The sequence below is a fragment of the Streptomyces sp. NPDC088147 genome (assembly GCF_044741565.1).
Classification (GTDB): domain Bacteria; phylum Actinomycetota; class Actinomycetes; order Streptomycetales; family Streptomycetaceae; genus Streptomyces.
This window is the reverse complement of record NZ_JBIUSY010000001.1, coordinates 1,058,044-1,080,540: the sequence shown is the minus strand read 5'-3', so window position 1 is coordinate 1,080,540 and position 22,497 is coordinate 1,058,044. Positions and strand designations below refer to the sequence as shown.

At 70.3% G+C, this 22,497-nt stretch carries 20 protein-coding genes; 9 read left to right on the top strand and 11 right to left on the bottom strand.

Translation table 11 applies throughout. From position 1 onward, the window contains the following. Positions 1–22: 22 nt before the first annotated feature. The 7 genes from ACIOGX_RS03890 to ctaD all read right to left on the bottom strand — a co-directional run bounded on the left by ACIOGX_RS03890 (position 23) and on the right by ctaD (position 7,543). A complete protein-coding gene (locus ACIOGX_RS03890; RefSeq protein ID WP_401910032.1) occupies positions 23–907 on the bottom strand; it encodes a Pvc16 family protein in 885 nt (294 codons plus the stop codon). Between the two features lie 4 nt (positions 908–911). After that, positions 912–1,685, bottom strand: coding sequence for a hypothetical protein (locus ACIOGX_RS03885; protein ID WP_401910029.1), 774 nt, complete (start codon positions 1,683–1,685; stop codon positions 912–914). After that, positions 1,678–2,424: a hypothetical protein gene (locus ACIOGX_RS03880; protein ID WP_401910027.1), complete on the bottom strand. Its 747-nt coding sequence runs from the start codon at positions 2,422–2,424 to the stop codon at positions 1,678–1,680. Before ACIOGX_RS03880 ends, ACIOGX_RS03885 begins: the two co-directional genes overlap by 8 nt. Positions 2,425–2,562: 138 nt before the next feature. After that, complete coding sequence (locus tag ACIOGX_RS03875; protein ID WP_129767701.1) at positions 2,563–3,087, bottom strand: phage tail protein; 525 nt, start codon at positions 3,085–3,087, stop codon at positions 2,563–2,565. A gap of 28 nt (positions 3,088–3,115) precedes the next feature. After that, positions 3,116–4,966 (bottom strand): phage tail sheath family protein, encoded by a 1,851-nt coding sequence (locus ACIOGX_RS03870; protein WP_401759591.1) that lies wholly within the window; start codon positions 4,964–4,966, stop codon positions 3,116–3,118. Positions 4,967–5,422: 456 nt separating this feature from the next. After that, on the bottom strand, positions 5,423–5,764 hold the full coding sequence (locus ACIOGX_RS03865) for a hypothetical protein (RefSeq protein ID WP_401910024.1): 342 nt from the start codon (positions 5,762–5,764) through the stop codon (positions 5,423–5,425). A 48-nt stretch (positions 5,765–5,812) separates the two neighbouring features. Next, positions 5,813–7,543, bottom strand: coding sequence for a cytochrome c oxidase subunit I (gene ctaD / locus ACIOGX_RS03860; protein WP_383963628.1), 1,731 nt, complete (start codon positions 7,541–7,543; stop codon positions 5,813–5,815). 457 nt (positions 7,544–8,000) lie between these two features. Here ctaD and ACIOGX_RS03855 point away from each other — a divergent pair, with 457 nt between their 5' ends. Together ACIOGX_RS03855 and ACIOGX_RS03850 are read left to right on the top strand one after the other, a co-directional pair. Continuing rightward, entirely contained in the window at positions 8,001–8,639 is a 639-nt protein-coding gene (locus ACIOGX_RS03855; RefSeq protein ID WP_401910021.1) for a TetR/AcrR family transcriptional regulator, read from the top strand. Between the two features lie 90 nt (positions 8,640–8,729). Then, the gene (locus tag ACIOGX_RS03850; RefSeq protein ID WP_401910018.1) at positions 8,730–9,893 is read left to right on the top strand and encodes an NADH:flavin oxidoreductase; all 1,164 of its coding nucleotides are present in this window, start codon (positions 8,730–8,732) and stop codon (positions 9,891–9,893) included. Between the two features lie 121 nt (positions 9,894–10,014). Here the strand turns inward: ACIOGX_RS03850 and ACIOGX_RS03845 are convergent, their stop codons facing one another. After that, positions 10,015–11,619 (bottom strand): carboxylesterase/lipase family protein, encoded by a 1,605-nt coding sequence (locus ACIOGX_RS03845; RefSeq protein WP_401910016.1) that lies wholly within the window; start codon positions 11,617–11,619, stop codon positions 10,015–10,017. 146 nt (positions 11,620–11,765) lie between these two features. Between ACIOGX_RS03845 and ACIOGX_RS03840 the strand changes: the two genes are divergently transcribed. Beyond that, positions 11,766–13,082, top strand: a complete 1,317-nt coding sequence (locus ACIOGX_RS03840) for an aldehyde dehydrogenase family protein (RefSeq protein WP_401910013.1) — start codon at positions 11,766–11,768, stop codon at positions 13,080–13,082. A gap of 218 nt (positions 13,083–13,300) precedes the next feature. Beyond that, the gene (locus ACIOGX_RS03835; RefSeq protein WP_129767694.1) at positions 13,301–14,221 is read left to right on the top strand and encodes an AEC family transporter; all 921 of its coding nucleotides are present in this window, start codon (positions 13,301–13,303) and stop codon (positions 14,219–14,221) included. A gap of 27 nt (positions 14,222–14,248) precedes the next feature. Here ACIOGX_RS03835 and ACIOGX_RS03830 read toward each other — a convergent pair whose 3' ends face one another. After that, on the bottom strand, positions 14,249–15,256 hold the full coding sequence (locus ACIOGX_RS03830; RefSeq protein WP_401910010.1) for a 1-aminocyclopropane-1-carboxylate deaminase: 1,008 nt from the start codon (positions 15,254–15,256) through the stop codon (positions 14,249–14,251). 289 nt (positions 15,257–15,545) lie between these two features. Further along, a complete protein-coding gene (locus ACIOGX_RS03825) occupies positions 15,546–16,052 on the bottom strand; it encodes a MarR family transcriptional regulator (protein WP_356510608.1) in 507 nt (168 codons plus the stop codon). A gap of 226 nt (positions 16,053–16,278) precedes the next feature. Between ACIOGX_RS03825 and ACIOGX_RS03820 the strand changes: the two genes are divergently transcribed. The 4 genes from ACIOGX_RS03820 (at position 16,279) to ACIOGX_RS03805 (ending at position 19,973) form a co-directional block, all read left to right on the top strand. Continuing rightward, positions 16,279–16,776: an SPW repeat protein gene (locus tag ACIOGX_RS03820; RefSeq protein ID WP_356510606.1), complete on the top strand. Its 498-nt coding sequence runs from the start codon at positions 16,279–16,281 to the stop codon at positions 16,774–16,776. Between the two features lie 208 nt (positions 16,777–16,984). Then, entirely contained in the window at positions 16,985–17,623 is a 639-nt protein-coding gene (locus ACIOGX_RS03815; RefSeq protein WP_356511111.1) for a peptide deformylase, read from the top strand. A gap of 240 nt (positions 17,624–17,863) precedes the next feature. After that, positions 17,864–18,727: a helix-turn-helix domain-containing protein gene (locus ACIOGX_RS03810; RefSeq protein WP_401910006.1), complete on the top strand. Its 864-nt coding sequence runs from the start codon at positions 17,864–17,866 to the stop codon at positions 18,725–18,727. A gap of 334 nt (positions 18,728–19,061) precedes the next feature. After that, a complete protein-coding gene (locus ACIOGX_RS03805) occupies positions 19,062–19,973 on the top strand; it encodes a TauD/TfdA family dioxygenase (protein WP_356511109.1) in 912 nt (303 codons plus the stop codon). A gap of 28 nt (positions 19,974–20,001) precedes the next feature. On the opposite strand, the gene ACIOGX_RS03800 is transcribed toward ACIOGX_RS03805, so the two are convergent. Beyond that, positions 20,002–20,646 (bottom strand): TetR/AcrR family transcriptional regulator C-terminal domain-containing protein, encoded by a 645-nt coding sequence (locus ACIOGX_RS03800; RefSeq protein ID WP_383963645.1) that lies wholly within the window; start codon positions 20,644–20,646, stop codon positions 20,002–20,004. Positions 20,647–20,710: 64 nt separating this feature from the next. On the opposite strand from ACIOGX_RS03800, the gene ACIOGX_RS03795 reads away from it, so the two are divergent. Then, positions 20,711–22,339, top strand: a complete 1,629-nt coding sequence (locus ACIOGX_RS03795) for an FAD-dependent monooxygenase (RefSeq protein ID WP_401910004.1) — start codon at positions 20,711–20,713, stop codon at positions 22,337–22,339. The last annotated feature ends 158 nt before the right edge of the window (positions 22,340–22,497 follow it).

The following is a 22,497-nucleotide window of genomic DNA, read 5'->3' as shown; positions in this document are numbered from 1 at the left end:
CCCCCGTCTCGCGCACCGTGCCTCAGCTCTCCGTGCCGTCGTCGCCCGTGCCGGGCTTTCCGCGGGTGTGGGTACGCGTACGAGAGGCGGACGCGGCCCGCTTGGCCGGTGTCTTGGCGGTGGCGGTCCTGCTCGCCGCGCGCTTCTTCGCGGGCGCGCCGGCCTTCGGCTTCGTCCCCGTGTCCGACTCCGGCTTCGTTTCCTTCGCCGTGACGGTGACGGTGTCGCCCACGTCGGCGTCCGACAACTCCTCCGCAACCGACGGATCCCCCGCAACCGGCGGCACCGGCGCGCCCGGCGCCCCGAACGGCAGCGCCCGCACCGTCCGCCGCTCCACCGGCTTCGCCGGTACGGGCCTCTCGCGGCCCTCGATCAGCACCAGCGACGCCTGGTAGGCCACCGACAGTGTGTACGGCGTGTGGTGGAGCATCCCCCACAGCTTCGACGTCTCGTCGATGTCCATCACCGTCGGTGTGAAGCGCACCCGCTGCGCGGACGCGGCCAGATCGCTGCCCGCCAGATACGGACGCTCGGCCGCCAGCTCGATCAACTCCTGCGGCAGGACCGGGATTTCGTGCAGGGTCCGGACCACACATCCGATCAGCCGCTGGCTGACCAGCTCCGCCTCCTCGCCGTACGCGCTGATCAGATAGTGCAGATCGAGCGGCGCGGCGGGACGCTTGATGAGTGTGCCGTCCGACGCGCGTGTCGGCAGGTCGGTGTGGCGCATCGAGGCGTTCGGAGTGACCTGGTACAGAAAGACATTGATGGTCGGCTCGGCCGGTGGCTCGGCCGGCGGTTTACGGGTCTCCACCTTGACCGCGATATCGATCTCGGGCCCCAGATTGCTCGCGATCAGCAGCGCCAGGGCCTGGGTGACCGTCGCGACGGCAAGTGCGTTGCTCATGGCCTCAGTTCCTCTTCTTCTCGCCGCGCGACAGATAGTCGTCCAGGGTCAGCGCGGGCCCGCGCCGTCCGGTGTGATCGGGGCGGTCGGCGGCGCTGGGGCGATTCCCGCCGGGCGGTGGCGCCGCGCTCACTTCGAGCCGGCCGATCTGTACGTGGACGACGCGTTCGGCCTGCTTGGGCGCGCGCCGTCCCACCCCGTTCGGCGCGGTGCCCCGGGCGGCGGCGGGGCCGGCGTCGCGCGGCCTGAGTGACGCGGCGGTGGCCGGGGGAGTGGTGGCGGCGGCGCGCGGCATGGTGGCGGGCGCCGCCCGCTCCGTACCGGATGCCGAGGGCGCCCCGGGCCGCCGCGGTGTGCGGGGGCTGTCGCCCGACACCGGTCGCGGCCCCGGAGCCGGCTGCGACAGTGGCGGGAACAGCGGTCCCGTGCTCGGCGTGGCGGCGGAACCGGCGGGCCGCTCGTGCTCGCCGTCCGGACGCACCGCCTCGGTCCGTACGACCGTATGCCGGTCCGTCCGCACCTCGTGTCGCTCGTACGTCAACTCGGCCGGACCGGAAGGCGGTGGGGAAACGGACGGGATCAGCGCGGCCGGCTCGTCGGGCTCCTGCGGGCCGGACCGCAGCGCCTCGACCCGCTCGTACGGGCCGGGCAGCCGTGGCCGGACACGCGTCCTGGTCCCGGCACCCTCGGCGCCCCCGATCCCCGCCGCGTCCCCGGCGCCGCCCGCCCCGGGCACCGGCGTGTACCGGGCGAGCAGCCGGTCGAAGTAGTCAGGCATCGGCACACAGCTCCAGGTAGTAACGACGCCGCAGCGGGCTGAGCGCCAGGATCTCCGGCTCGCTCCACCCGTAGGCGCTCGCGAGCAGATGGACATCGAGCAGCAAGTCCCGGGCCCAGGTGTCCAGTTCGGTCCACAGATACGAGGTGATGTCCAGTTCGGCGGGGGTGATCCCACCGCACTCGGGGCAGCTGACGTTGAGCGTCACGTCGGCCGCCGGGTCCGCCTCCGCCGCCGTCTCGGCGAGGCGCCGTTGCAGGTCCGCGGGCAGCAGCTCGGCCAGCCGCTCCGGCGGCACCGTCTCCCCGCCCCGTACGGCCGAGACCGCGCAGCGCGCGACCAGCAGCCGACGGGCCTCCGCGGCGTCCGGTGCGGAGCCGGCCGCCGCGAGGTCGGCGACGGTGGGCAGCCGGAACTCCACCACCCAGTCGTCCTCCGCCACCCGCAGCGGCCCGTCCGGAGTCCGCCCCCGGACGCCCAGCACCGTGGCGTCGAGATCGAACTCCATCGCCTCCCCGCACGACGCGCACTCGACACGTACCTGCATGCGTTCGCCGAACAGGGCCCGGCGCAGCGCGAAGAGATCCGCCTCCCGCGCGCCGACCGGCATCGACAGCAATTCGTCGGTGCCGGCCCCCGGGCGGGCCGCCCGGTGCAGCAGCAGGGACCGTCCCGCGTCGTGCTGCGCCAGCCCGGATTCCCAGGTGGCGAGCAGCTCGGCCGGCCCCGTCGGCGTCATCGCTCATTCCTCCGTTGTGCAGGTGCTACGGGTGGTACGGGTGGTACGTCGTACGAGCGATACGGGTCGTACGAGCGATACGGGTCGTACGAGAGGTGCGAGTGGTACGCGTGGTACGCGTGGTACGGCTCGCGCGGATCAGGCCGGATAGGTGAACGAGGGCTCGACCGGCTCCTCCACCTCGTAGTCCCGTTCCCAGCCCTCGCATTCGAGCTTGACGCTCTGGATGGCGACGGCGTTCGCGTTGGCGTCCAGCTCGCCGAGCACCTGGTACTCGCTCACCCAGGCCCGGTAGAGCTTGTGCGAGACGGCCACCTGCCCGGCCTCGTTGAGGACCTGGATGATGATGTCCTTACGGAAGTCCCGCAGGGAGACCTCCGAGCCGAGCCCCGCCCCGACCTGCCAGACCTTGTTGGCCCAGCGGTCGAACTCCGGGTCGTGGGTGACGCCGCGCTCGAGCGTGACCCCCTCGAACTCGGAGCGGCCCGGCGACTTCCGCGGTGAGCTGGGGTCGCCGCCGTGGCGGTGTTTGACCACTTCGGTGGTGCGCTTCAGCGGACTGATCTTGCTGACGCCCGCGACCGTTCGACCGTCCCACAGGACCAGGAACTTGAAATTCTTGTAGGGGTCGAAGCGATGGGCGTTGATCTGGAACTCAGCCATCGGTTTCCTTCGTGTTCCTTTTCCTCGGTTACGACAGGTCGAACTGCCCGGCCACCTGCTGGATCTTCACGATCACGAACTCCGCGGGCTTGACCGGCGCGATACCGATCACGACATTCACCACTCCGCGCTCGACATCGGCTTCGGTGGTGGTGTCCTTGTCGCACTTGACGAAGTACGCCTCGCGCGGTGTGCCGCCCTGGAAAGCGCCCTGCCGGAACAGATCGTTGAGATAGGCCGAGGCCTTCAGCCGGATCTGCTGCCACAACTGCTCGGTGTTGGGCTCGAAGACGACCCATTGCAGACCGCGGTAGAGACTCTCCTCGACATGCAGCGCGAGCCGGCGCACCGGTACGTACTTCCACTCGCTGTCGAGCGCGTCCGCGCCCTGGAGCGTACGGGCGCCCCAGACGAGCGGACCGACCACCGGGAAGGTGCGCAGGGAGTTCACGCCCAGCGGATTGAGCAGTCCGTTCTCCCGGTCGGTGAGCTTGACCGTCAGCGACCGCACCCCGGCGAGCCGCGCCTCGGTCCCGGCCGGCGCCTTCCAGACCCCGCGCTCTCCGTCGGTACGGGCGATGACCCCGGCGAGGGCACCCGACGGCGGGAAGGAGCGCAGCCGTCCCGTGAGCGGGTCCGTCAGCTGGAGGTGCGGGAAGTACAGCGCGGCGTGATCGCTGCGCACGGGTTCGAACGCGCCGATCCCGGCGCGTGCGGCGTCCACGCTGCCCCAGGTGGACGGCGAGTCCACGAGCAGGAAGATCCGCCGCTCCCGGCAGAGCTGCTCGGCCGCGGAGAGCACGGTGACCATGTCCTCGGTGGACTCGTACGCCGAAAGCTCGGGCAGGGCCAGCAGGTTGACGTCGTCCACATCGCGCAGCGCCTGTACACCGGTCTTGCTCGCCTCGCTGCCGATGAGGTCGCGTGGTCCGGGCGGATCGCCGTCCTTGCCGCCCTGGAGCGGGAACACGGGCGGGTTGACCGAGGCCTCCAGACCCAGGTCATTGGCGCACTCGCCGACGAACCGCACCACGTCGTCGGGGTCGACGGACCCGGCGACGACCTGGATCCGCCGGCCGAACGGCGTGACCTCGGCGCCGGCGAAGGTGTGCTTCCCCGGGGCGTCCGGGAGTGAGCGCAGCTTGCGTTCCAGCAGGAGGGCCAGCTCCGTGACGCTGCCCGGCGCCTCGCCGTCGTGGTCGGGGTCGTGGAGGGTGAACTCACGCTCCACATCGCCGATCTTGACCTTCAACTCGACGTTCAGATTCGGCAGTTCCGCCGAGAAGGGCTTGGAGACAGTGCCGGAGGGGTCGGGCCTGTCCTCGTCCAGGGCCTTCACACGGACGAGGGAGGAACCGGCGTTGACGACCGTCTCCACGAACCGTCCGTGGCCGGCGTCCATCGACAGCCCGGTGAAGGTCTCACGGGCGCCGCCGCGCGCGTCGAGGATCCGGAGGTTGAACGTCTTGTCCGGGGCCGGTGTGTCGTGGTCGACGGCCACCCGCAGCCCCGAGCCCCAGACGCCGGGTTCCTTGGCGCGTACCTCGAGTACCGGGCACTGGCTGTGCCCCTCGGTGGATTCGAGCGTGACGCAGGCTTCTTCGCCGGTGCCGGCCTTGGCCACGCGCACGATCACCGCGACGGAGCCGCCGTTGCCGAAGAACTGGTGGACGGCGTAGCCGACCGCGCTCTGGGAGGTGAGCCCGCCGAAGCGGCGCTCGAAGTCCGCGAAGCTGGTGATCCGCACGGGTTGGTTGAGCGGACCCCGGCGGGTGTGCCCCACGAACGCGGTCACCGAGGTGGTGACCGAGGCGATGGTACGGGTGCTGCTGGGAAGCTCTTCGATGTATACGCCGGGATAGCCCATGTGCGTCGGCATTCCCCCTCCATTCCCTTCGCGCACCAAGAGATGAGGAGAGGAAGTGCAGGGAACACGCGTACGCACCGAACTGACCGGCCTACGCGCCCTCCGTTTTTTCCCCCGTCACACACCCCGTGCGATATCGGTCTCGCAGGGCCATCCGCATGCGTATGCGAAGGCCGCATGCGTATGCGTCAGTGGCTCCTGATGCATGAGTGCCGCTTGCGAGTCTGGATTGTGTGTCAAGGGATGGTCAAGAGAGTGATTCAGTCATCGACTGATCATTTTCCGCGATGCCGTTCGGAGGCAATAGGGCGTGGTCAGAGGGGCGCCGCCGGAAGGGTATGAAGATGAATTCACGACCGCTTCACAGGACCACTCGATCCCTGTGCGAGAAACAAGCCGAATTGAAATCCGTCCGGCGCGCCGCCTTGTGTCCTGTTGGTGAGGAATATGTGGCTTGGGCATCTTATGTCAGCGGGTCAGATACATGACCGCGCCGCAGGCACCGCTCGCCACCCCGACGGCCACCACCGACGCCGCCATTACGCGCGTTCTGAGCTGCCGGTAGCGCGCGGTGTATTCGCGGCGCAGTTCGGTTGCGCGATCGGAGATCCGTACGAGCATCGCCCGGGAGGCAGCCGCCCGGTCCGCGGTGTAGACCCGCTCCACGTCCTCACGCTGAGCCGTGGTCAGCCAGGGCAACTGCGCGGTGAAACGGGCGGCCTGCCGGCGCACGTCCTCGATCTCCGCGCTCCAGAGCAGATAGCCCTCGATCTGATAGAGACCACGGGCGCTCTCCTTGTCGGGCTCCACGCCATTCTCCTCGCTCTCCCCGTACGCCGTGACTCCGGACAGGGCCCGTCATTTCTGCCGGTCACCCGGCGCCACGGTGGTGGAGGCCGCGGGGTTGTTGAGCGCCTCGTCCAGCAGCCGGATGGACGGATAGTGCAGATCGAACGCGGGGGATTCGGAACGGATCCGCGGCAGGGTGATGAAGTTGTGCCGCGGCGGGGGGCAGGAAGTGGCCCATTCCAGCGAACGCCCGTATCCCCAGGGATCGTCGACCTCGATCTTCTTGCCGTACTTCTCGGTCTTCCAGACGTTGTAGAAGAACGGCAGCATCGACAGGCCGAGGACGAACGAGCTGATCGTGGAGACCATGTTCAGCGCGGTGAAACCGTCGGCGGCGAGATAGTCCGCGTAACGGCGCGGCATCCCCTCGGCGCCCAGCCAGTGCTGCACGAGGAAGGTGCCGTGGAAACCGGCGAAGAGCGTCCAGAAGGTGATCTTCCCCAGTCGCTCGTCCAGCATCTTGCCGGTGAACTTCGGCCACCAGAAGTGGAATCCGGCGAACATCGCGAACACCACCGTGCCGAACACCACGTAGTGGAAGTGCGCCACCACGAAGTACGAGTCGGACACATGGAAGTCCATCGGCGGGGACGCCAGGATGATGCCCGTCAGACCACCGAACAGGAACGTGACCAGGAAGCCGATCGACCAGAGCATCGGCGTTTCGAAGGACAGCGAGCCTTTCCACATCGTGCCGATCCAGTTGAAGAACTTCACCCCGGTCGGCACCGCGATCAGGAAGGTCATGAACGAGAAGAACGGCAGCAGCACACCGCCGGTCACGAACATGTGGTGCGCCCATACCGTGATCGACAGCCCCGCGATCGCGATCGTCGCCGCCACCAGACCGATATAGCCGAAGACCGGCTTACGGCTGAAGACCGGGAGGATTTCCGTGACGATGCCGAAGAACGGAAGGGCGATGATGTAGACCTCGGGATGGCCGAAGAACCAGAAGAGGTGCTGCCACAACAGGGCCCCGCCATTGGCCGCTTCGAAGACATGCGCGCCGAATTTACGGTCAGCCTCCAGCGCGAGCAGCGCGGCGGCCAGAATGGGGAAGGCGAACAGGACCAGTACGGCGGTCAGCAGCACGTTCCAGGTGAAGATCGGCATCCGGAACATCGTCATGCCAGGCGCGCGCATACAGATGATCGTGGTGATGAAGTTGACCGAGCCGAGGATCGTCCCGAATCCGGAGAAGGCCAGACCCATGATCCACAGATCGCCGCCGACCCCCGGCGAGCGGACCCCGTCCGTCAGCGGTGAGTACGCGAACCAGCCGAAGTCCGCCGCGCCGTTGGGGGTGATGAAACCTGCCACGACGATGAGCGACCCGAAAAGATAGAGCCAGTACGCGAAGATGTTCAGCCGGGGGAACGCCACATCGGGTGCGCCGATCTGTAGCGGCATGATCCAGTTGGTGAATCCGGCGAACAGGGGTGTGGCGAACATCAGCAGCATGATCGTGCCGTGCATCGTGAACGCCTGATTGAACTGTTCGTGCGAGATGATCTGAATACCGGGACGGGCCAGTTCGGCGCGCATGAAGAGCGCCAGCACCCCGCCCATGATGAAGAACGCGAACGATGTCAGGAGATAGAGCGTGCCGATCGTCTTATGATCGGTGGTGGTCAGCCACCCCACGATGACTTTGCCCGGCTCTCTGCGCCGTACCGGCAGCTCATTCTCGTAGCTGTCGTCGGCCTCCGCCGATTCTTCCGTGCCCGTCGTGGTCACCGTAACGCTCCTCCGGTCAGCAGTCCCGTGTGAACTCGGCAGCAGCATGGCGTTGCTTTCACCGGGCCGGTGCGACCTTCTCCCCTCCGGCGCGTCGTGAGAATCGGAACCGGATCCGGCGGAACTCCCGGGAGGCGTGCTGTGACTGGGCCGATGGGCGGCCATGCCGCCCATCGGGGCCTCTGTGCCGGGAAATCGCCGCCGGGTCACATTCACCCGATCGTGGGGTCCCTGTTCGCCGCTCAGAGCCGGGGACGCGACGGGGACGCGGCGGCGGAGAGAAGGAGGGGGCGGAGAGAAGAGGGAGACGGAGAGAAGAGGGAGACGGGCAGAAGGATGGGGCGGGGAGGGGCGGGGACACGACGGGAAGGGAGTACGGGGAGAATTCGTTGAGGGCATCGACAGATGAGGAGAAGAGTGGTTGATTACTCACATGTCATCCTCGGGAAGACGCCGGTTGTCGACCGCGGACGAGCGTCGCGAGACGGTGCTGCGCACGGCCATGCACGCCTTCGCCGCGCGTGGGTACTACGGGACGAGCACCACGGAGGTCGCCGAGGCCGCCGGGATCTCGCAGGCCTATCTCTACCGGCTCTTCCCGCACAAGGAAGCCCTGTTCGTCGCGCTGATCAACCACTGCGCATGGCTCGTGCGCGAGCGGATGTCACGCTGTCTGGCCGCGGCGGAGAGCACCGATCCGGCGGAGGTGCTCGCCACCGTGACGTCGTCCATCCGCCGGCTGGCCACGGAGGAGCGGGACTTGGTCATGGTGCTGCTCCAGGCCAACTGCGCCGCGAGTGAGCCGGCGATCCGCGCGGCCATGCGCGACTGCTACGCGAAGCAGGTGGAGTACGTACGGGCGGCGTCCCTCGCCTCCGACGCATGCATCCGCGGGTTCTTCGCGGACGGCATGCTCGGCAACGTACTCGCCGCCCTCGACGTGGCGGCCGTGGACGCTCCGTGGGCGCGCACCCTCTCCGGGCCCGGGAACGGGCATCGGGATGAGCAGGGGCACGAGCACGAGGGGCACGGGCCAGGCCCCGGACCAGGCCCCGGCCCCGGGCCCGGCGATGGTCGCCTCTCCCCACCCGACTGAGCTTCCAGAAGCGGGAATACGCTCCCGCCCCATCTCGTTGAGCGCGGGGAGTGATTGACCACTCTCACAGCTATCCGAGGGAGAACACCCGTGACATCGACGGCACCGGCGGCATCAGCGACACCGGCGGCATCAGCGACACCGAACGAGCGGGCGAACAGGGCGGGACAGATCCTCTCCCGCCCCTTCAGCATCGGGGACCTGGTCCTGCCGAACCGGATCGCCATGGCGCCCATGACGCGCAACTTCTCGCCCGGTGGTGTCCCGGGCGCCGATGTCGTGGACTACTACGCGCGCCGGGCGGCCGGCGGCGTGGGGCTGATCATCACGGAGGGGACTCATGTCGACCACCCCTACTCCGGGCGCGAGCAGCAGATCCCGCGGTTCCACGGGGAGGACGCGCTCGCCGGCTGGGCCCGGGTCGTCGACGCCGTACACCGCGCCGGCGGCCGGATCGTCCCGCAGCTCTGGGCGGAGGGCAGCGGCCGGGTGATCGACGACGAGTCGGTGGCGAAGTCGGTCAGCCCGTCCGGGCTGGGGCTGGACGGCACCCCGGAGGGCCGGGCGATGAGCCTCGCCGAAATCGACGAGGCGGTCGCGGCTTTCGCCGCCGCGGCGGCCGATGCCGAGCGCCTCGGCTTCGACGGCATCGAGCTGCACGGCGCGCACGGCTACCTCATCGACCAGTTCCTCTGGTCCCGTACGAACCGGCGCGCCGACGCCTACGGCGGCGACGACGCGGCCAGGATCCGCTTCGCCACCGAGATCGTCGCCGCCGCGCGCGCGGCCGTGTCGGCGTCCTTCCCGATCATCTTCCGGCTGTCCCAGTGGAAGGCGCACCACTACACCGCCAGGCTGACCGAAACCCCCGAAGACCTGGAGCGTCTGCTCACCCCGCTGGCCGAGGCGGGCGTCGATGTCTTCCACGCGTCGACACGCCGGTACTGGGAGCCGGAGTTCGACGGCTCGGAGCTGAACCTCGCCGGCTGGGCGAAGAAGCTGACGGGCCGGCCCACCATCACCGTCGGCTCCGTCGGACTGGACAGCGTGTTCCTGGAGGCTGTCGAGCAGGGCAAGGTGAAGGGGATAGCGGGTATCGACCCGCTGCTCGACCGGCTGGAGCGGGACGAGTTCGACCTGGTGGCCGTCGGGCGCGCGCTGCTGGCCGATCCCGAGTGGGCGGTGAAGACGATCGAGGGGCGGGCCGACGAACTGGTGCCCTTCGACAACGGCGCGATGACGGAACTGCGCTGACCGGAGGACGGACACGACGACGGGACGAGCCGGCCCCTCCGACACGTCGGAGGAGGCCCGGCCGTTCCCGTAGTCCCGTGCCCGTGCCCGCGCCCCCGTGCCGATTCCGGTCTCCGGCCCGTCAGGGCCCGTCCCAGGCGCGGCGTTCGTCGTCCCGGGGAGCGTGGACGACCTCGGGGGCGCCGCGCCCGTACGTCATCACCGGGCGCGAGGCGTCCCAGGCGGGCCAGCCCGGATCCCCGGTGGCCGCGAAGCGCACCCAGTCGGCGTGCATGGTGTCCGCCAGGGACTGCGGCGCCCCGGTGCCGGTGAGCGAGCGCGTGGCCGGCTCCCGCAGGGTGTCGAAGACGAAGCCGATCTCCAGGGCGTGGCACGCGCCGAGCCGCTGGACCGGCGAGGGCCAGGCGAACTCGTAGAAGTAGGTGGCGGCCGGGGCGTTCCGGCGCGCGTCGGCGAGCCGGGTGAGCGGGATACGCAGCAGCCGGTCGGTGGCGAGCGCGCCGAGCAGCTCCCCGGGCGACGCGTCCGGCCGGTTGGCCCGGTACACCGCAGCCGTCCTGCCCCGCACCCCGAACCGGGCCATGGCGAGCCGCAGCGTGACCGGACCGATCCGGTCCAGCGCACCGCCGGGTATGAACCACAGCCGGTACTCCTCCGAGGTGGTGCCCATCAGCAGACCGATCTCCGCACCCTGCCCCGCCGCCAGCGCGGCGGCCGGGTCGCGCGGCAGCACCTCGCCGTCGACCACGAGATCGAAGCTCGCGCCGCCGCCCAGCGGGCCTCCCGCGGTCACCTGGCGCTGCGCCCGCAGCAGCCGGTCGCGGTCCACCCCGGCGAGGGCCGCCGCCGTCGCCGGGACCCGCAGCCGCCGGGCGATGCGCCGGGTGGTGCGCCGGCCCCTGGCCGGGGTGACGGCGGACGGGACGCCGCTTTGCAGCACGGCGCGCCGCAGCAGACCGGCGGAGAGCGGGGAGGCCAGGATCCCGGCGACGGAGAACGCCCCGGCGGATTCGCCGAAGACGGTGACGAGTTCGGGATCGCCGCCGAAGGCCGCCACATTCCGCCGTACCCACGCGAGCGCCGCGAGCTGGTCCCGCAGCCCCAGGTTGGCGGGCGCGTCGGGGAACACCCCGAACCCCTCGATGCCGAGCCGGTAGTTCAGCGACACGAGGACCACGCCGTCCCGGGCGAACGCGGCGCCGTCGTACGTGGGAACGGCCGACGAGCCGTTCCGCAGCGAACCGCCGTGGATCCAGACCATCACGGGCAGCCCGGCGCCGCCCGGATCGGGGGTCCACACATTGAGGTTCAGACAGTCGTCCCCCGGCACCGACGGATCGGACAGCAGCCGGTCCAGCGGCGGGGCGTACGGCGGCTTCGGGGCGGTCGGCCCGAAGGCGGAGGCGTCGCGGACACCGTCCCACGGCGCGGGCGCGGCCGGCGGGCGGAAGCGGTACGGGCCGACGGGCGCCGCCGCGTACGGGACACCGCGGAACACGGCGACCCCGCGCTCGATACGGCCGCGCACCCGGCCGTACTGGGTGCGGACGACGGGTTGTTCGCCACCGGAGAGGGGCCCCACGCCCACAACGGGCTCGACGCCCACGCCAGGTTCCACGCCCACGACGGGTTCCGTGCCCACGAGGGGTTCCGTGCCCACGACGGGGTCCGTGCCCAGGTCGGGCTGGACGCCCATGGCGGGGTCCGGGTCGGGTCCACTCTTCATCCGGCTGTCCTCCCTTCCCTCGTGCACGCCTCGCACGACATCGCCCCTTATACGTCCCCCGTGCGCCCCTCATACATCCTTACGCGCATAGTGATCCCGTTGCCCGTGCACCGATCCTCGCAGTCCGCCGAGCAAGGAGTAGGACCATGACCACCGTCACCGCGACCCCCGCCGCCACCGTCGCGCGGCTGCGTGCCACCTTCGCCACCGGCCGGAGCAAACCGCTCTCCTGGCGGCTGGGGCAGCTCGACGCCCTGCGCCGGCTGCTCACCGAACGGACCGACGAACTCCAGGCGGCCCTGCTCGCGGACCTGGGCAAGAATCCGGCCGAGGCGTACCGCGCCGAGATCGGCTTCACCCTCAACGAACTGGACCATACGGTCGCGCATCTGGAGGAATGGCTGCGCCCCAGGCCGGCCGCCGTCCCCGACGTCTTCCTCCCCGCCGGGGCCCGGGTCGTCCGTGACCCGCTCGGGGTGGTGCTGATCATCGGCCCGTGGAACTACCCCGTACAGCTCGTGCTCGCACCGCTGGTGGGGGCGCTGGCCTCGGGCAACACCGTGGTCATCAAGCCCAGCGAGCTGGCGCCCGCGAGCTCGGCCGCCCTCGCCGAGCTGGTGCCCCGGTATCTCGACAACGAGGCCGTCGCCGTGGTCGAGGGCGCGGTCCCGGAGACCACCGCCCTGCTGGAACAGCGCTTCGACCACATCTTCTACACCGGCAGCGGGCAGGTCGGGCGTATCGTCATGACCGCCGCCGCCCGCCATCTCACCCCCGTCACCCTGGAACTGGGCGGCAAGAGCCCCGCCGTGGTCGAGCCGGGCGCCGATCTGGAGGTCACCGCGCAGCGGATCGCGCGCGGCAAGTTCGCCAACGCGGGGCAGACCTGTGTGGCGCCCGACTACATCCTCGCCATCGGCGAGACGGCGACGGAGCTGGAACCACGGCTGACCGCCGCCGTCCGGTCCATGTACGGGGACGATCCTGCGGGCAACCCGAAGTACGGGAAGATCGTCAACGAGCGGAACTTCGACCGGCTGATCCCGTTCCTGGGCGACGGCCGCCTCGTCCTCGGCGGTGGCAGCGACCGCGCGGCCCGGCATATCGACCCGACCGTCCTGGCCGACGTCCCGCCGGACGCTCCGGTGATGCGTGAGGAGATCTTCGGCCCGGTGCTGCCGATCATCCCCGTACCGGACCTGGACGCGGCGATCGCCTTCATCAACAACCGCGACAAGCCACTGGCGCTCTACGGGTTCACCGAGTCCGAGGAGACCAAGCGGCGGCTGACCGAGGAGACCTCCTCCGGCGCGCTCACGTTCGGGCTGCCCGTCTCCCATCTGGCGATGCCGGAGCTGCCCTTCGGCGGAGTCGGCGCGAGCGGCATGGGGCGCTACCACGGCGAGTACTCGATCGACACCTTCAGCCACGCGAAGGCGGTCGTCGACAAGCCGCTGAGCTGAGCTGAGCTGACCGCCCCGCCCTCCCTCGCCTCCTGCCCTCCGACCCTCCGTCAGTTCGGCTGCGCCGACGGGGCCGGCCGCGCCGGGAGCACAGCCGGCCGGTCTCGGTGCGCGAGATCACGTTGACCCCGGGTGAGGTTCCTCGGGAGGGTTGGCTGCATGGACCACGCATCTGCACCGCCCCCGAGGGCTGCCCACTCCACCGACGGGGGCGTGCGGTGCGCGGCGTACTGACCGGATTCGGCGTCATCGCGGTCGTCATCGGTGTCGGCTATCTGATAGGGCGGCGCAGATATCTCGGGGACAACGGGCGCGAGGTGCTCACCAAGCTCGCGTTCCACGTGGCCACACCGGCACTGCTGTTCACGACGCTGGCCCAGGCCGATCTGTCGGTGGTCCTCTCCAGCAGGCTGCTGATCACCGCGCTCAGTACGGTGGCCGCCGCCGGGGCGTTCGTGGCGGTCGCGCTCGTACGACGCTGGGACGTGGGGACCACCACGATCGGCGCGCTCTGCTCCAGCTATGTCAACGCCGGGAATCTCGGCATCCCGATCGCCGTGTACGTCCTCGGCGACGCCTCACTGGTGGCGCCCGTCCTGCTCTTCCAGCAGATCGTGGTCACACCGATCGCGCTGACGGTGCTCGATCTCTCGGGCTCCGGCGAGAAGCGACCGGTGTGGCAGCGGGTGACGACACCGCTGCGCAACCCGGTCGCGGCCAGTTCGCTGTGCGGGGTCGCGGTGGCGGCGACGGGGGTGACGGTGCCGGGTCCGGTGCTGGACCCGCTGATCCTGATCGGCAACATGTCCGTTCCCGCGGTGCTGCTCGCCTTCGGCATCTCGCTGTACGGCGGCGCATTGCCGGGCCGTGGCCCCGACCGCCGGCCCGTGCTGCTGTCCGCGGTCCTGAAGTCCGTGGGCCAGCCGCTGGCGGCCTGGGCGCTCGGGGCCCTGGTCTTCGGGCTGCACGGCGCGGCCCTGCTCGATGTCGTGGTGACCTCGGCCCTGCCGGCCGCGCAGAACCTCTATACGTACGCGTCCCGTTATCGCGTCGCCGAACGGCTGGCCCGCGAATCGATTCTGCTGTCCACGATGCTGTCGGTGCCGGGGCTGGTGGTCGTGGCGACCTTCCTCAGCTGACGTCTGTCATGCCATGCGGTCGCGCTCTCAGTCGAAGGCGCCGCTGTAGGCGTTGAGCGCGGGCTGCCCGCCCAGGTGCGCGTACAGCACCGTCGAGTCCTTGCCGATCTCGCCCGTACGCACCAGATCGATCAGCCCGGCCATGGACTTGCCCTCGTACACCGGGTCGATGATCATCCCCTCCAGCCGGCCGGTGAGCCGGATCGCCTCCAGCGTCGACGCCACCGGGATGCCGTACTGATCGCCCGCCCACCCTTCGAGCACGCTGATCTCGTCGTCACGCAGCTCGCGCCGGAGGCCGATCAGATCGGCGGTGTGCCGCGCGATCCGTCCGACCTGCTCGCGGGTCTCGTCGATCCTGGCGGAGGCGTCGATGCCGATCACCCGCCGCGGGCGGTCCTGGCCCGCGAATCCGGCGATCATCCCGGCCTGCGTGGAGCCCGTGACGCTACAGACGACGATCGTGTCGAAGAAGACGCCGTGCTCGGCCTCCTGGCGCTCCACCTCGTACGCCCAGTTCGCGAACCCCAGCCCGCCGAGCGGGTGTTCGGAGGCGCCGGCCGGGATCGGGTACGGTGCGCCGCCCTCGGCCCGTACCTCGTCCAGCGCCCGCTGCCAGGAGTCCTTGATCCCGATACCGAACCCCGCCGAGCCCAGCCGGACATCGGCGCCCATGATCCGGGACAGCAGGATGTTGCCGGCCTTGTCGTGCACCGGGTCGGGCCAGTCCACCCACTTCTCCTGGATGAGCCGGGCCTTGAGACCGAGGTGAGCGGCGACGGCGGCCACCTGCCGGGTGTGGTTCGACTGATACCCCCCGATCGAGACGAGCGTGTCCGCGCCCTGGGCCAGCACGTCGGGAACGATGTACTCCAGCTTTCGGGTCTTGTTCCCGCCGTACGCGAGACCGGAGTTGCAGTCCTCGCGTTTGGCCCAGAGGCGGGCGCCGCCGAGGAACCCGGTCAGCCGCTCCAGGCTGTGTATCGGGCTCGGTCCGAAGAGCAGGGGATAGCGCGGGAAATCCTCGACGGCCACGGGGGAGGTCCTCTCTGGGGGGGGAAGGTGTCTCCCGGTACGGCCTTCCCCGCGGCGTGCCACGTGAAGAGTCCGGCACGATCCGAAAGACCCGGCCCCGGCGGGTGACCCGCGGCCTGCGGGGCGCGCCGCAAGCGTGGTAGACGCCGTACGTGCGTACAGGCCGTACGTGCGTACAGGCCGTACGTGCCGCGAGGACCGTACGTGCCGTACACGCTGTAGACGCCGTACGTGCCGTAGGGGCCGTACGTGCGGTAGAGGCCGTGAGCGGAGCCGGGCCGGACGGTGTTCAGTCCGGCAGGCTCCCGAGCCTGCCCTCCAGCAGGACCAGCAACTCGCCCAGCGAGCCCGCCAGCCGCTCCCGATTGCGGGTGCCGAGTCCGTCCAGCAGGGCCGCCTCATAGCCCAGTTGCTCGGGCAGCAGCCGGTCCAGCAGCTCACGCCCCTCGGTGGTGAGGAACAGATGCGTGACACGGCGGTCCCGGTCGTCCGGCCGCCGGGCGACCAGTCCCCGCTTCTCCAGCCGGCGCAGCCGCTTGGTCACCGCCGCCCCGGAGGCGAAGGTCTCCCGGGCGATGCGGCCCGGAGTCAGCTCCCGGTCCGTACGGCGCAGGGTTCCCAGGATGTCGAACTCGGGCCGGGTCAGTCGCTCCCGCCTGAGGGGCGCGTCGGCGGCCTGCTGGAGGAGCGCGGAGCAACGGTTGAGCCGCCCGATGACCGCCATGGGGGCGGTGTCCAGTTCGGGCAGTACCTGCTGCCACTGCCGCATCACACCTGCGAGGAGGTCCTCGGCCACGGTACGGCTCCTTTGCTCCGGTTCGGGCGGCCCGGACCGGCAGTGGACGGCCCGTGTGCTGTGTATGCGCCAGGAAAGAGATCAGCAGGTGTTTTATACATAAAGGATATCTCGCTCTTCTTATCCCACCGCTACACAAAAGTGGCTGAAGCGCGCAGAATGGGTCTGACGCGACTCGATGTCGCGCATCGCGGTCTGACTTGCGCAAGCGAAGGAGGCGAGTCGTATGGCCGACGTCTCACACACGAGGCACACGAGGCAGGACGTCTCACAGGGACAGGACGTCTCACATACGAGGCAGGACCTGGCCGGTCATCCCGATGTCCCGGAGATGCGGGAGCGTTACGCCCGCATGCTCGGCGGACGCGATGTGGCGCTCCTCGACGGACCGGTGTTTCTCGTCGGCCTGTTCTGCGCCCTGTCGCCCTGGATCATCCACTTCACGGCCACCCAGCCCGCTCTGGCGGTGCACAACCTCATCATGGGAATCGCGCTTGTGGTGATGGCTGTCGGCTTCACCGTCATGCCTCAGCGCATGTACGGCCTCAGCTGGGCCATGTGCGCCATGGGTGTGTGGCTGATCATCGCACCATGGATCGTCGGTACCGGTCCGGACAAGGGCATCATCTGGACCAACGCGATCATCGGCGCGCTGACCATCCTGCTCGGTCTGGTGTGCGCGGCAGCCGCGATGAAGAGCGGCCGCAACCGCCGAAGGGCCTGAGCCGCCCGGCCGGCCCGTCCCGGGAGACCGGGCGGGCCGGCCGTCCTCCCCGGCGGCGGGTGACCCACCGGCCCCCCTGTGCCGCCGTTGAAGGCCGCTGAAATGCGCGCGCGGCCCCTGCACGGCGGGCAGCCCCTGCCCGGCGAGCAGCTCCTGCCCGGCGAGCAGCCCCTTTTCCGGAGTCTGGGAAAGTGGGGCCATGCAGGCCATGACGCGCACCGAACTCACCGATCTCGTCGACTCCCTTCTCGACGGACCCTCCCCGCTCCCCATCGTCTCCGCGGGTGACCCCGTACTACGGCGCCCCGCGCTTTCGTACGAGGGGCAGTTGGGAGACGCCCGGCTGGAGCGTCTGGTGCGCGTCATGCGCGAGACGATGCATGCCGCCCCCGGCGTCGGACTGGCGGCGCCGCAGGTGGGAATCCCCCTGCGGCTCGCGGTCGTCGAGGATCCCGCCGAGGTGGGCGACGAGGTGCGGGACGCGCGCGGCCGGGTTCCGCAGCCTTTCCGGGTGCTGGTCAACCCGTCGTACGAGCCGGTCGGCGACGGCCGGGCCGCGTTCTTCGAGGGCTGCCTGAGCGTCCCCGGCTGGCAGGCCGTGGTCGCGCGGCACGCACGGGTCCGGCTGCGCGGGCAGGACGAGCGGGGACGGGAACTCGACGAGGAGTTCGCGGGGTGGCCGGCCCGTATCGTCCAGCACGAGACGGACCATCTCGGCGGAACGCTCTACCTCGACCTGGCCGAGACGCGCTCGCTGTCCAGCACCGAGCACGCCGTCGCGCGCTGGTCGCAGCCCACCCCCGCCCTGGCCGCGGCGGAACTGGGCTTCACGCTCCCCACTTCCTGATCCTTCCTGATCCTTCCTGACCCTTCCCGGCCGGCGTACCCCGCGGCGAAACCGCTGAGGAACCAGCCGGGTTCCCGCTCGGGACACCGCGCGGGACACCGGCCGGGAAGGCGCTCGGGCACCACTTCCGGGAGTTCCGGACGAGGCGTCAGATTCCCATGTTCATGCCCGGGTCGCTGTGGCAGACTGCCCGACGTAACGGTGGCGCTCGGGGGGTGCTGTGGTGCGTAGAGGTGGGACGTGAGCGAACCGCGCTCCGCGCCGACGATCGGCCAACTCGTCCTCAGCAAGCAGTTGCAGACCCTGCGCGAGGGCGCGGGCCTGAGCCGGGAGCAGGCGGGCAAGCTGCTGCGCGTCACCGCCGCCACCGTCCGCCGGATGGAGACGGCCGAGGTCTCACTCAAGATCCCTTACGTGCAGATCCTGCTGCCCGCCTACGGCGTGCCCGCCGACGAGGCCGAGATGTTCCTGCGGCTGGCGGACGAGGCGAACGAACCGGGCTGGTGGCAGCGGTTCTACGACATACTCCCGGACTGGTTCAGCGGATACGTGAGCCTCGAAGAGGCCGCCACGACCATCCGCTCCTACGAACCGCACTTCGTGCCCGGACTGCTCCAGACGGAGGACTACGCCCGTGAGGTCCTGACCGCGGGCGCCCTGGGCCGGATGACCGACCCCGGCAGGATCGAACGCCATGTCGCGCTGCGCAAACGGCGCCAGGCGCTGCTGACCCGCGCCGACGCGCCGGCGCTCTGGGTCGTCCTGGACGAAACGGTACTGCGCAGACCCGTCGGCTCGTCGGCGGTGATGCGGGCACAGATCGACCGGCTGTTGGAGGCGACGGAACTGCCCAATGTGACGATCCAGATAGCCGAGTTCGCCGCGGGCCATCACCCCGGCACCTACAGTCCGTTCGTACTGTTCCGCTTTGATATGGCTGAAGTGCCCGACATGGTGTACATCGAATATCTGACCGGCGCTCTCTATCTCGATCAGGACGCCGAGGTCACCGAACATATGCAGGTCATGGACCGGATGGTGGCCCACGCGGAGTCCGCGGGCCGGACGAGGGACCTCCTCGCCGCGTTCCGCCGGGCGATCTGAGGTACGGTGCCTGCCATGGGTACGTACTCGAACTTCCGTGCAGAGGAGCCGCGCCACAGCGGCCCCCACGGTGAGTGCACGCCCCGCGGCCACAGCTTTCTGCGTCGCCGCGGCCGGGTGGGATCTCCCCCGGCCCGTTCCTGTCGCTGATCCGCGACACCACCCGTAGCCCCACCGGCCCGTTGTCGACGGGCCCGTCCGCTCCGGGGTCCCGCCTCCGCCGAACCGCCCCGCGTGATGCCTGCCGCCGTTCCCCCAGAGGAGACCCGTGACCATCACCGTCCCTACCGCCGCGTCCGCCGAGTCCGGTCCTTCCGCCGAGTCCGGTCCGTCCGTGTCACCCGTACTGCGTGATCACCGCATACCCGCCGACGGCCTGTACGAAGGCCCCCGTACGCTGCGCCGCCTCCCGGAGGGGTGGGAGGACCGGCCGTACGAACTCTTCGACGTCGTCCCGCGGGGACGGATCATCGGTGCCGAGATCCGCGGGCTCGACCTGTCCCTCCCGCCGACGCCCGCCGTACGCGAGGAGCTCAACCGGGCGTTGCTGGAGTGGAAGGTGCTCTTCTTCCGCGGACAGCGTCTGTCGTCCGACGCGCAGCGCGCCTTCGCCCGCAACTGGGGCGAGTTGGAGACCAATCCGCTGCTGGCCACCGGAGACGACCCGGAGGTGGTCCGGTTCGACCGGAGTGCGGTGCCCTCCTTCGAGAACGTCTGGCACGCGGATGTGACGTTCCGCGAGCGGCCCGCGCTGGGCGCGGTGCTGCAACTGCGCGAGGTGCCGCCGGTCGGCGGTGACACGATGTGGGCCGACATGGCGGCGGCGTACGACAACCTGCCCCAGGGCGTGAAGGACCGTATCGACGGCGCCCGCGCCGTGCACGACTTCGTCCCGGGCTTCGCGCGCTTCTCCTCGCCCGCCCAACTCGCCCCGTTCCAGGAGCTGTTCCCGCCCGTCGAGCACCCCGTCGTCCGGCGCCATCCCGAGACCGGGCGGCGGATGCTGTTCGTCAACATCTCCTTCACCACCCGGATCGTGGGGCTGGAGCGCGCGGAGAGCGACCGGTTGCTGCGCCTGCTGTTCCAGCAGGCCCATGTGCCCGAGTACCAGGTGCGGTTCCGCTGGCAGGCGGGGGACATCGCCTTCTGGGACAACCGCGCCACCCAGCACTACGCGGTCAACGACTACGCCCCGCACCGCCGGGTGGCCGAGCGCGTCGCCATCGCGGGCGACCGGCCCTTCTGACGGCTGCCGCACCGGTCAGCCGCACCGGTCAGCCGTGCCGGCCCGCCCGTTCGCTCAGCGACCGCAGGATCAGGGAGAGGCCGTAGTCGAAGCGCTCGTCGAAGGAGGTGTCCTCGAAGTGCGCCACGACCCGGCTCAATGAGGGGTGGTGTCCGGGGACGAGCGCGCGGCCGAGGCCGTGGCCGACCGACTCCGGAGCCGCCTGTTCCTCCTGGGACAGTCCCAGGACGAAGTAGACCAGCGTCCAGCACGCCCAGGCCGCCTCGCGCTCGGGCAGACCCGTGCCGAGCAGTGCCTCGACCATGGTCTCGGCGAAGCGGAGGGTGGCGGGTTCCGCGCTGTAGGTGCCGGACACGACGGCGGCGCCGTCGCGGTGTGCCAGCAGACCACGACGGTAGCGGTGGCAGAGTTCGCGGACCCGCTCCTCCCAGGGCTCGGGCAGATCGTCCAGAGGCACCCCGCCGACGATCGCGTCCGCCATCAGTTCCAGCAGCCGGGCCTTGGTCTTGGCGTGCCAGAGGACGGTGTTCATCCTGACGCCGAGCCGCTCCGCGATGCCACGGATCGACACCGCCTCCGCGCCCTTGTCGTCCAGCAGTTCCAGTGCCGCCCGTACCACCGTTTCCGGATCGAGCCGGGGCCGTGAGGGCTGATCCGATTGCCTTTTGGTCACTGACCTAGTCTACTGTCCTGTGTCATTGGTCAGTGACCAAGGTGGACGGCACGGAGGCATCGGCATGGACGTGGGCATGCGCAGGGACGTGGGCATGAGTGAGGACGCGGACTCGGGCGGGAACGCGGACGCGGGTGGGGGTGTGGACTCGGGCGGGGAACAGGTCGTCGTGGTCGGAGCCGGTCCGGTCGGGCTCTGGCTGGCGGCGGAGCTGCGCCTCGGCGGGGCGTCCGTCACCGTCCTGGAGACCAGGGAAGAGCGGAACCCGCACTCGAAGGCGCTCACGGTCCATCCGCGCACCCTCGAGATCCTGGCCTCCCGCGGTGTGGCGGAGGCGTTCCTCGCGGAAGGGGGACGCATTCCCAGCGGCCACTTCGGCGGACTGACCGACCGGATGGACTTCGGCGCGCTGGACACGCCGTACCCGTTCACGCTGGCGCTGCCCCAGGCCCGTACCGAAGAACTGCTGGAGGAGTACGCGCTGTCGGCCGGCGCGCGGATCCGGCGCGGGCACCGGGTCACGGGTCTCCTGCGGCAGCGGGACTCGGTGTCCGTCCGGGCCGAGGGGCCCGAGGGGCCGTACGAGCTGCGGGCGGCCTACGTCGTCGGCTGCGACGGAACGCGGAGCGTCGTACGCGACGCGGCGGGCATCGGCTTCCCCGGCACCGACGTCACGACCTGGGGCTGGCTCGGCGATGTCGTCCTGGACAGCCCGCCGGAGGGGCCGGGGCTGAATGTGTCCACGATCGAGGGCGGGCTGATGGCCGTGCCGCTGCCGGGCGGGATCCACCGCTTCGTCGGCATCGCCCGCGACGACGTCCGGGCCGAACCGCCCGGTGCGCTCACCCTGGAGGAACTGCGCGCCAAGGTCGTACGGATCGCGGGCGACGATTTCGGGATGCGCGATCCGGTGTGGCTCTCCCGGTTCGGCAACGCCACCCGGCAGGCGGCGCGGTACCGCTCGGGGCGGGTGCTGCTGGCGGGGGACGCCGCGCACATGCACTTCCCGACCGGGGGAGTGGGCCTCAACGTCGGTGTCCAGGACGCCACCAACCTCGGCTGGAAGCTGGCCGCCGTGGTCGCGGGCGGGGCGCCCGGCAGTCTTCTGGACAGTTACCACGACGAACGGCATCCGGTCGGCGCGGATCTGCTGGAGAGCACACGGGCGCAGACCGCGCTCATGACCGCCTTCACCCCGGAGGGGCAGGCGCTGCGCGCGGTCCTCAGCACGCTGATCGCCACCCGGCCCGAGTTCTCCAGGGACCTCGCCGAACGCGTCTCCGGGCTCGCCGTCGCGTATCCGCCCGCGCCGTCCGTTCCGGGGCATGCGCTCACCGGCCGCCGGGCCCCGGATCTGGCACTCGCCGGGGGAGACGGCGGTCCGGGGACGGGGCTGTTCGCCCTGCTCCGGAACGGCCGTCACGTCCTGCTCGACCTCACCGGCGATCTCACCGGCGACCTCACCGGCGGTTTCACCGGCGGTTCCACCGGCGAATGTGATCGACTCGCCGCCGCCCCCGTCCGCCGGCTCACCGTCCACAGCGCGCCCCTCTCCGCGCCGCACCCCGACTGGTCCGGTGTGCGCGCCGCACTCATCCGCCCCGACGGTCATGTGGCCTGGGCGAGTGCCGAGCCGGACGACGAGGCGCTGCTCGGCGCCGTACGGGAGGCCCTGGCCGCCGTCCCGCACTGAGGGCGCGGTGGATCGGTGATCACCCGGCCCCTCGCCGCGGGACGGGTGGTTCACCCGCGTGTCCGGCCTTCGTTCCCTGTCCCTTCCCTGTCCCTTCCCTGTCCCTTCCCTGTCCCTTCCCTGTCCCTTTCGCCGTCCGTTCGGCGTCCCCTTCGCCG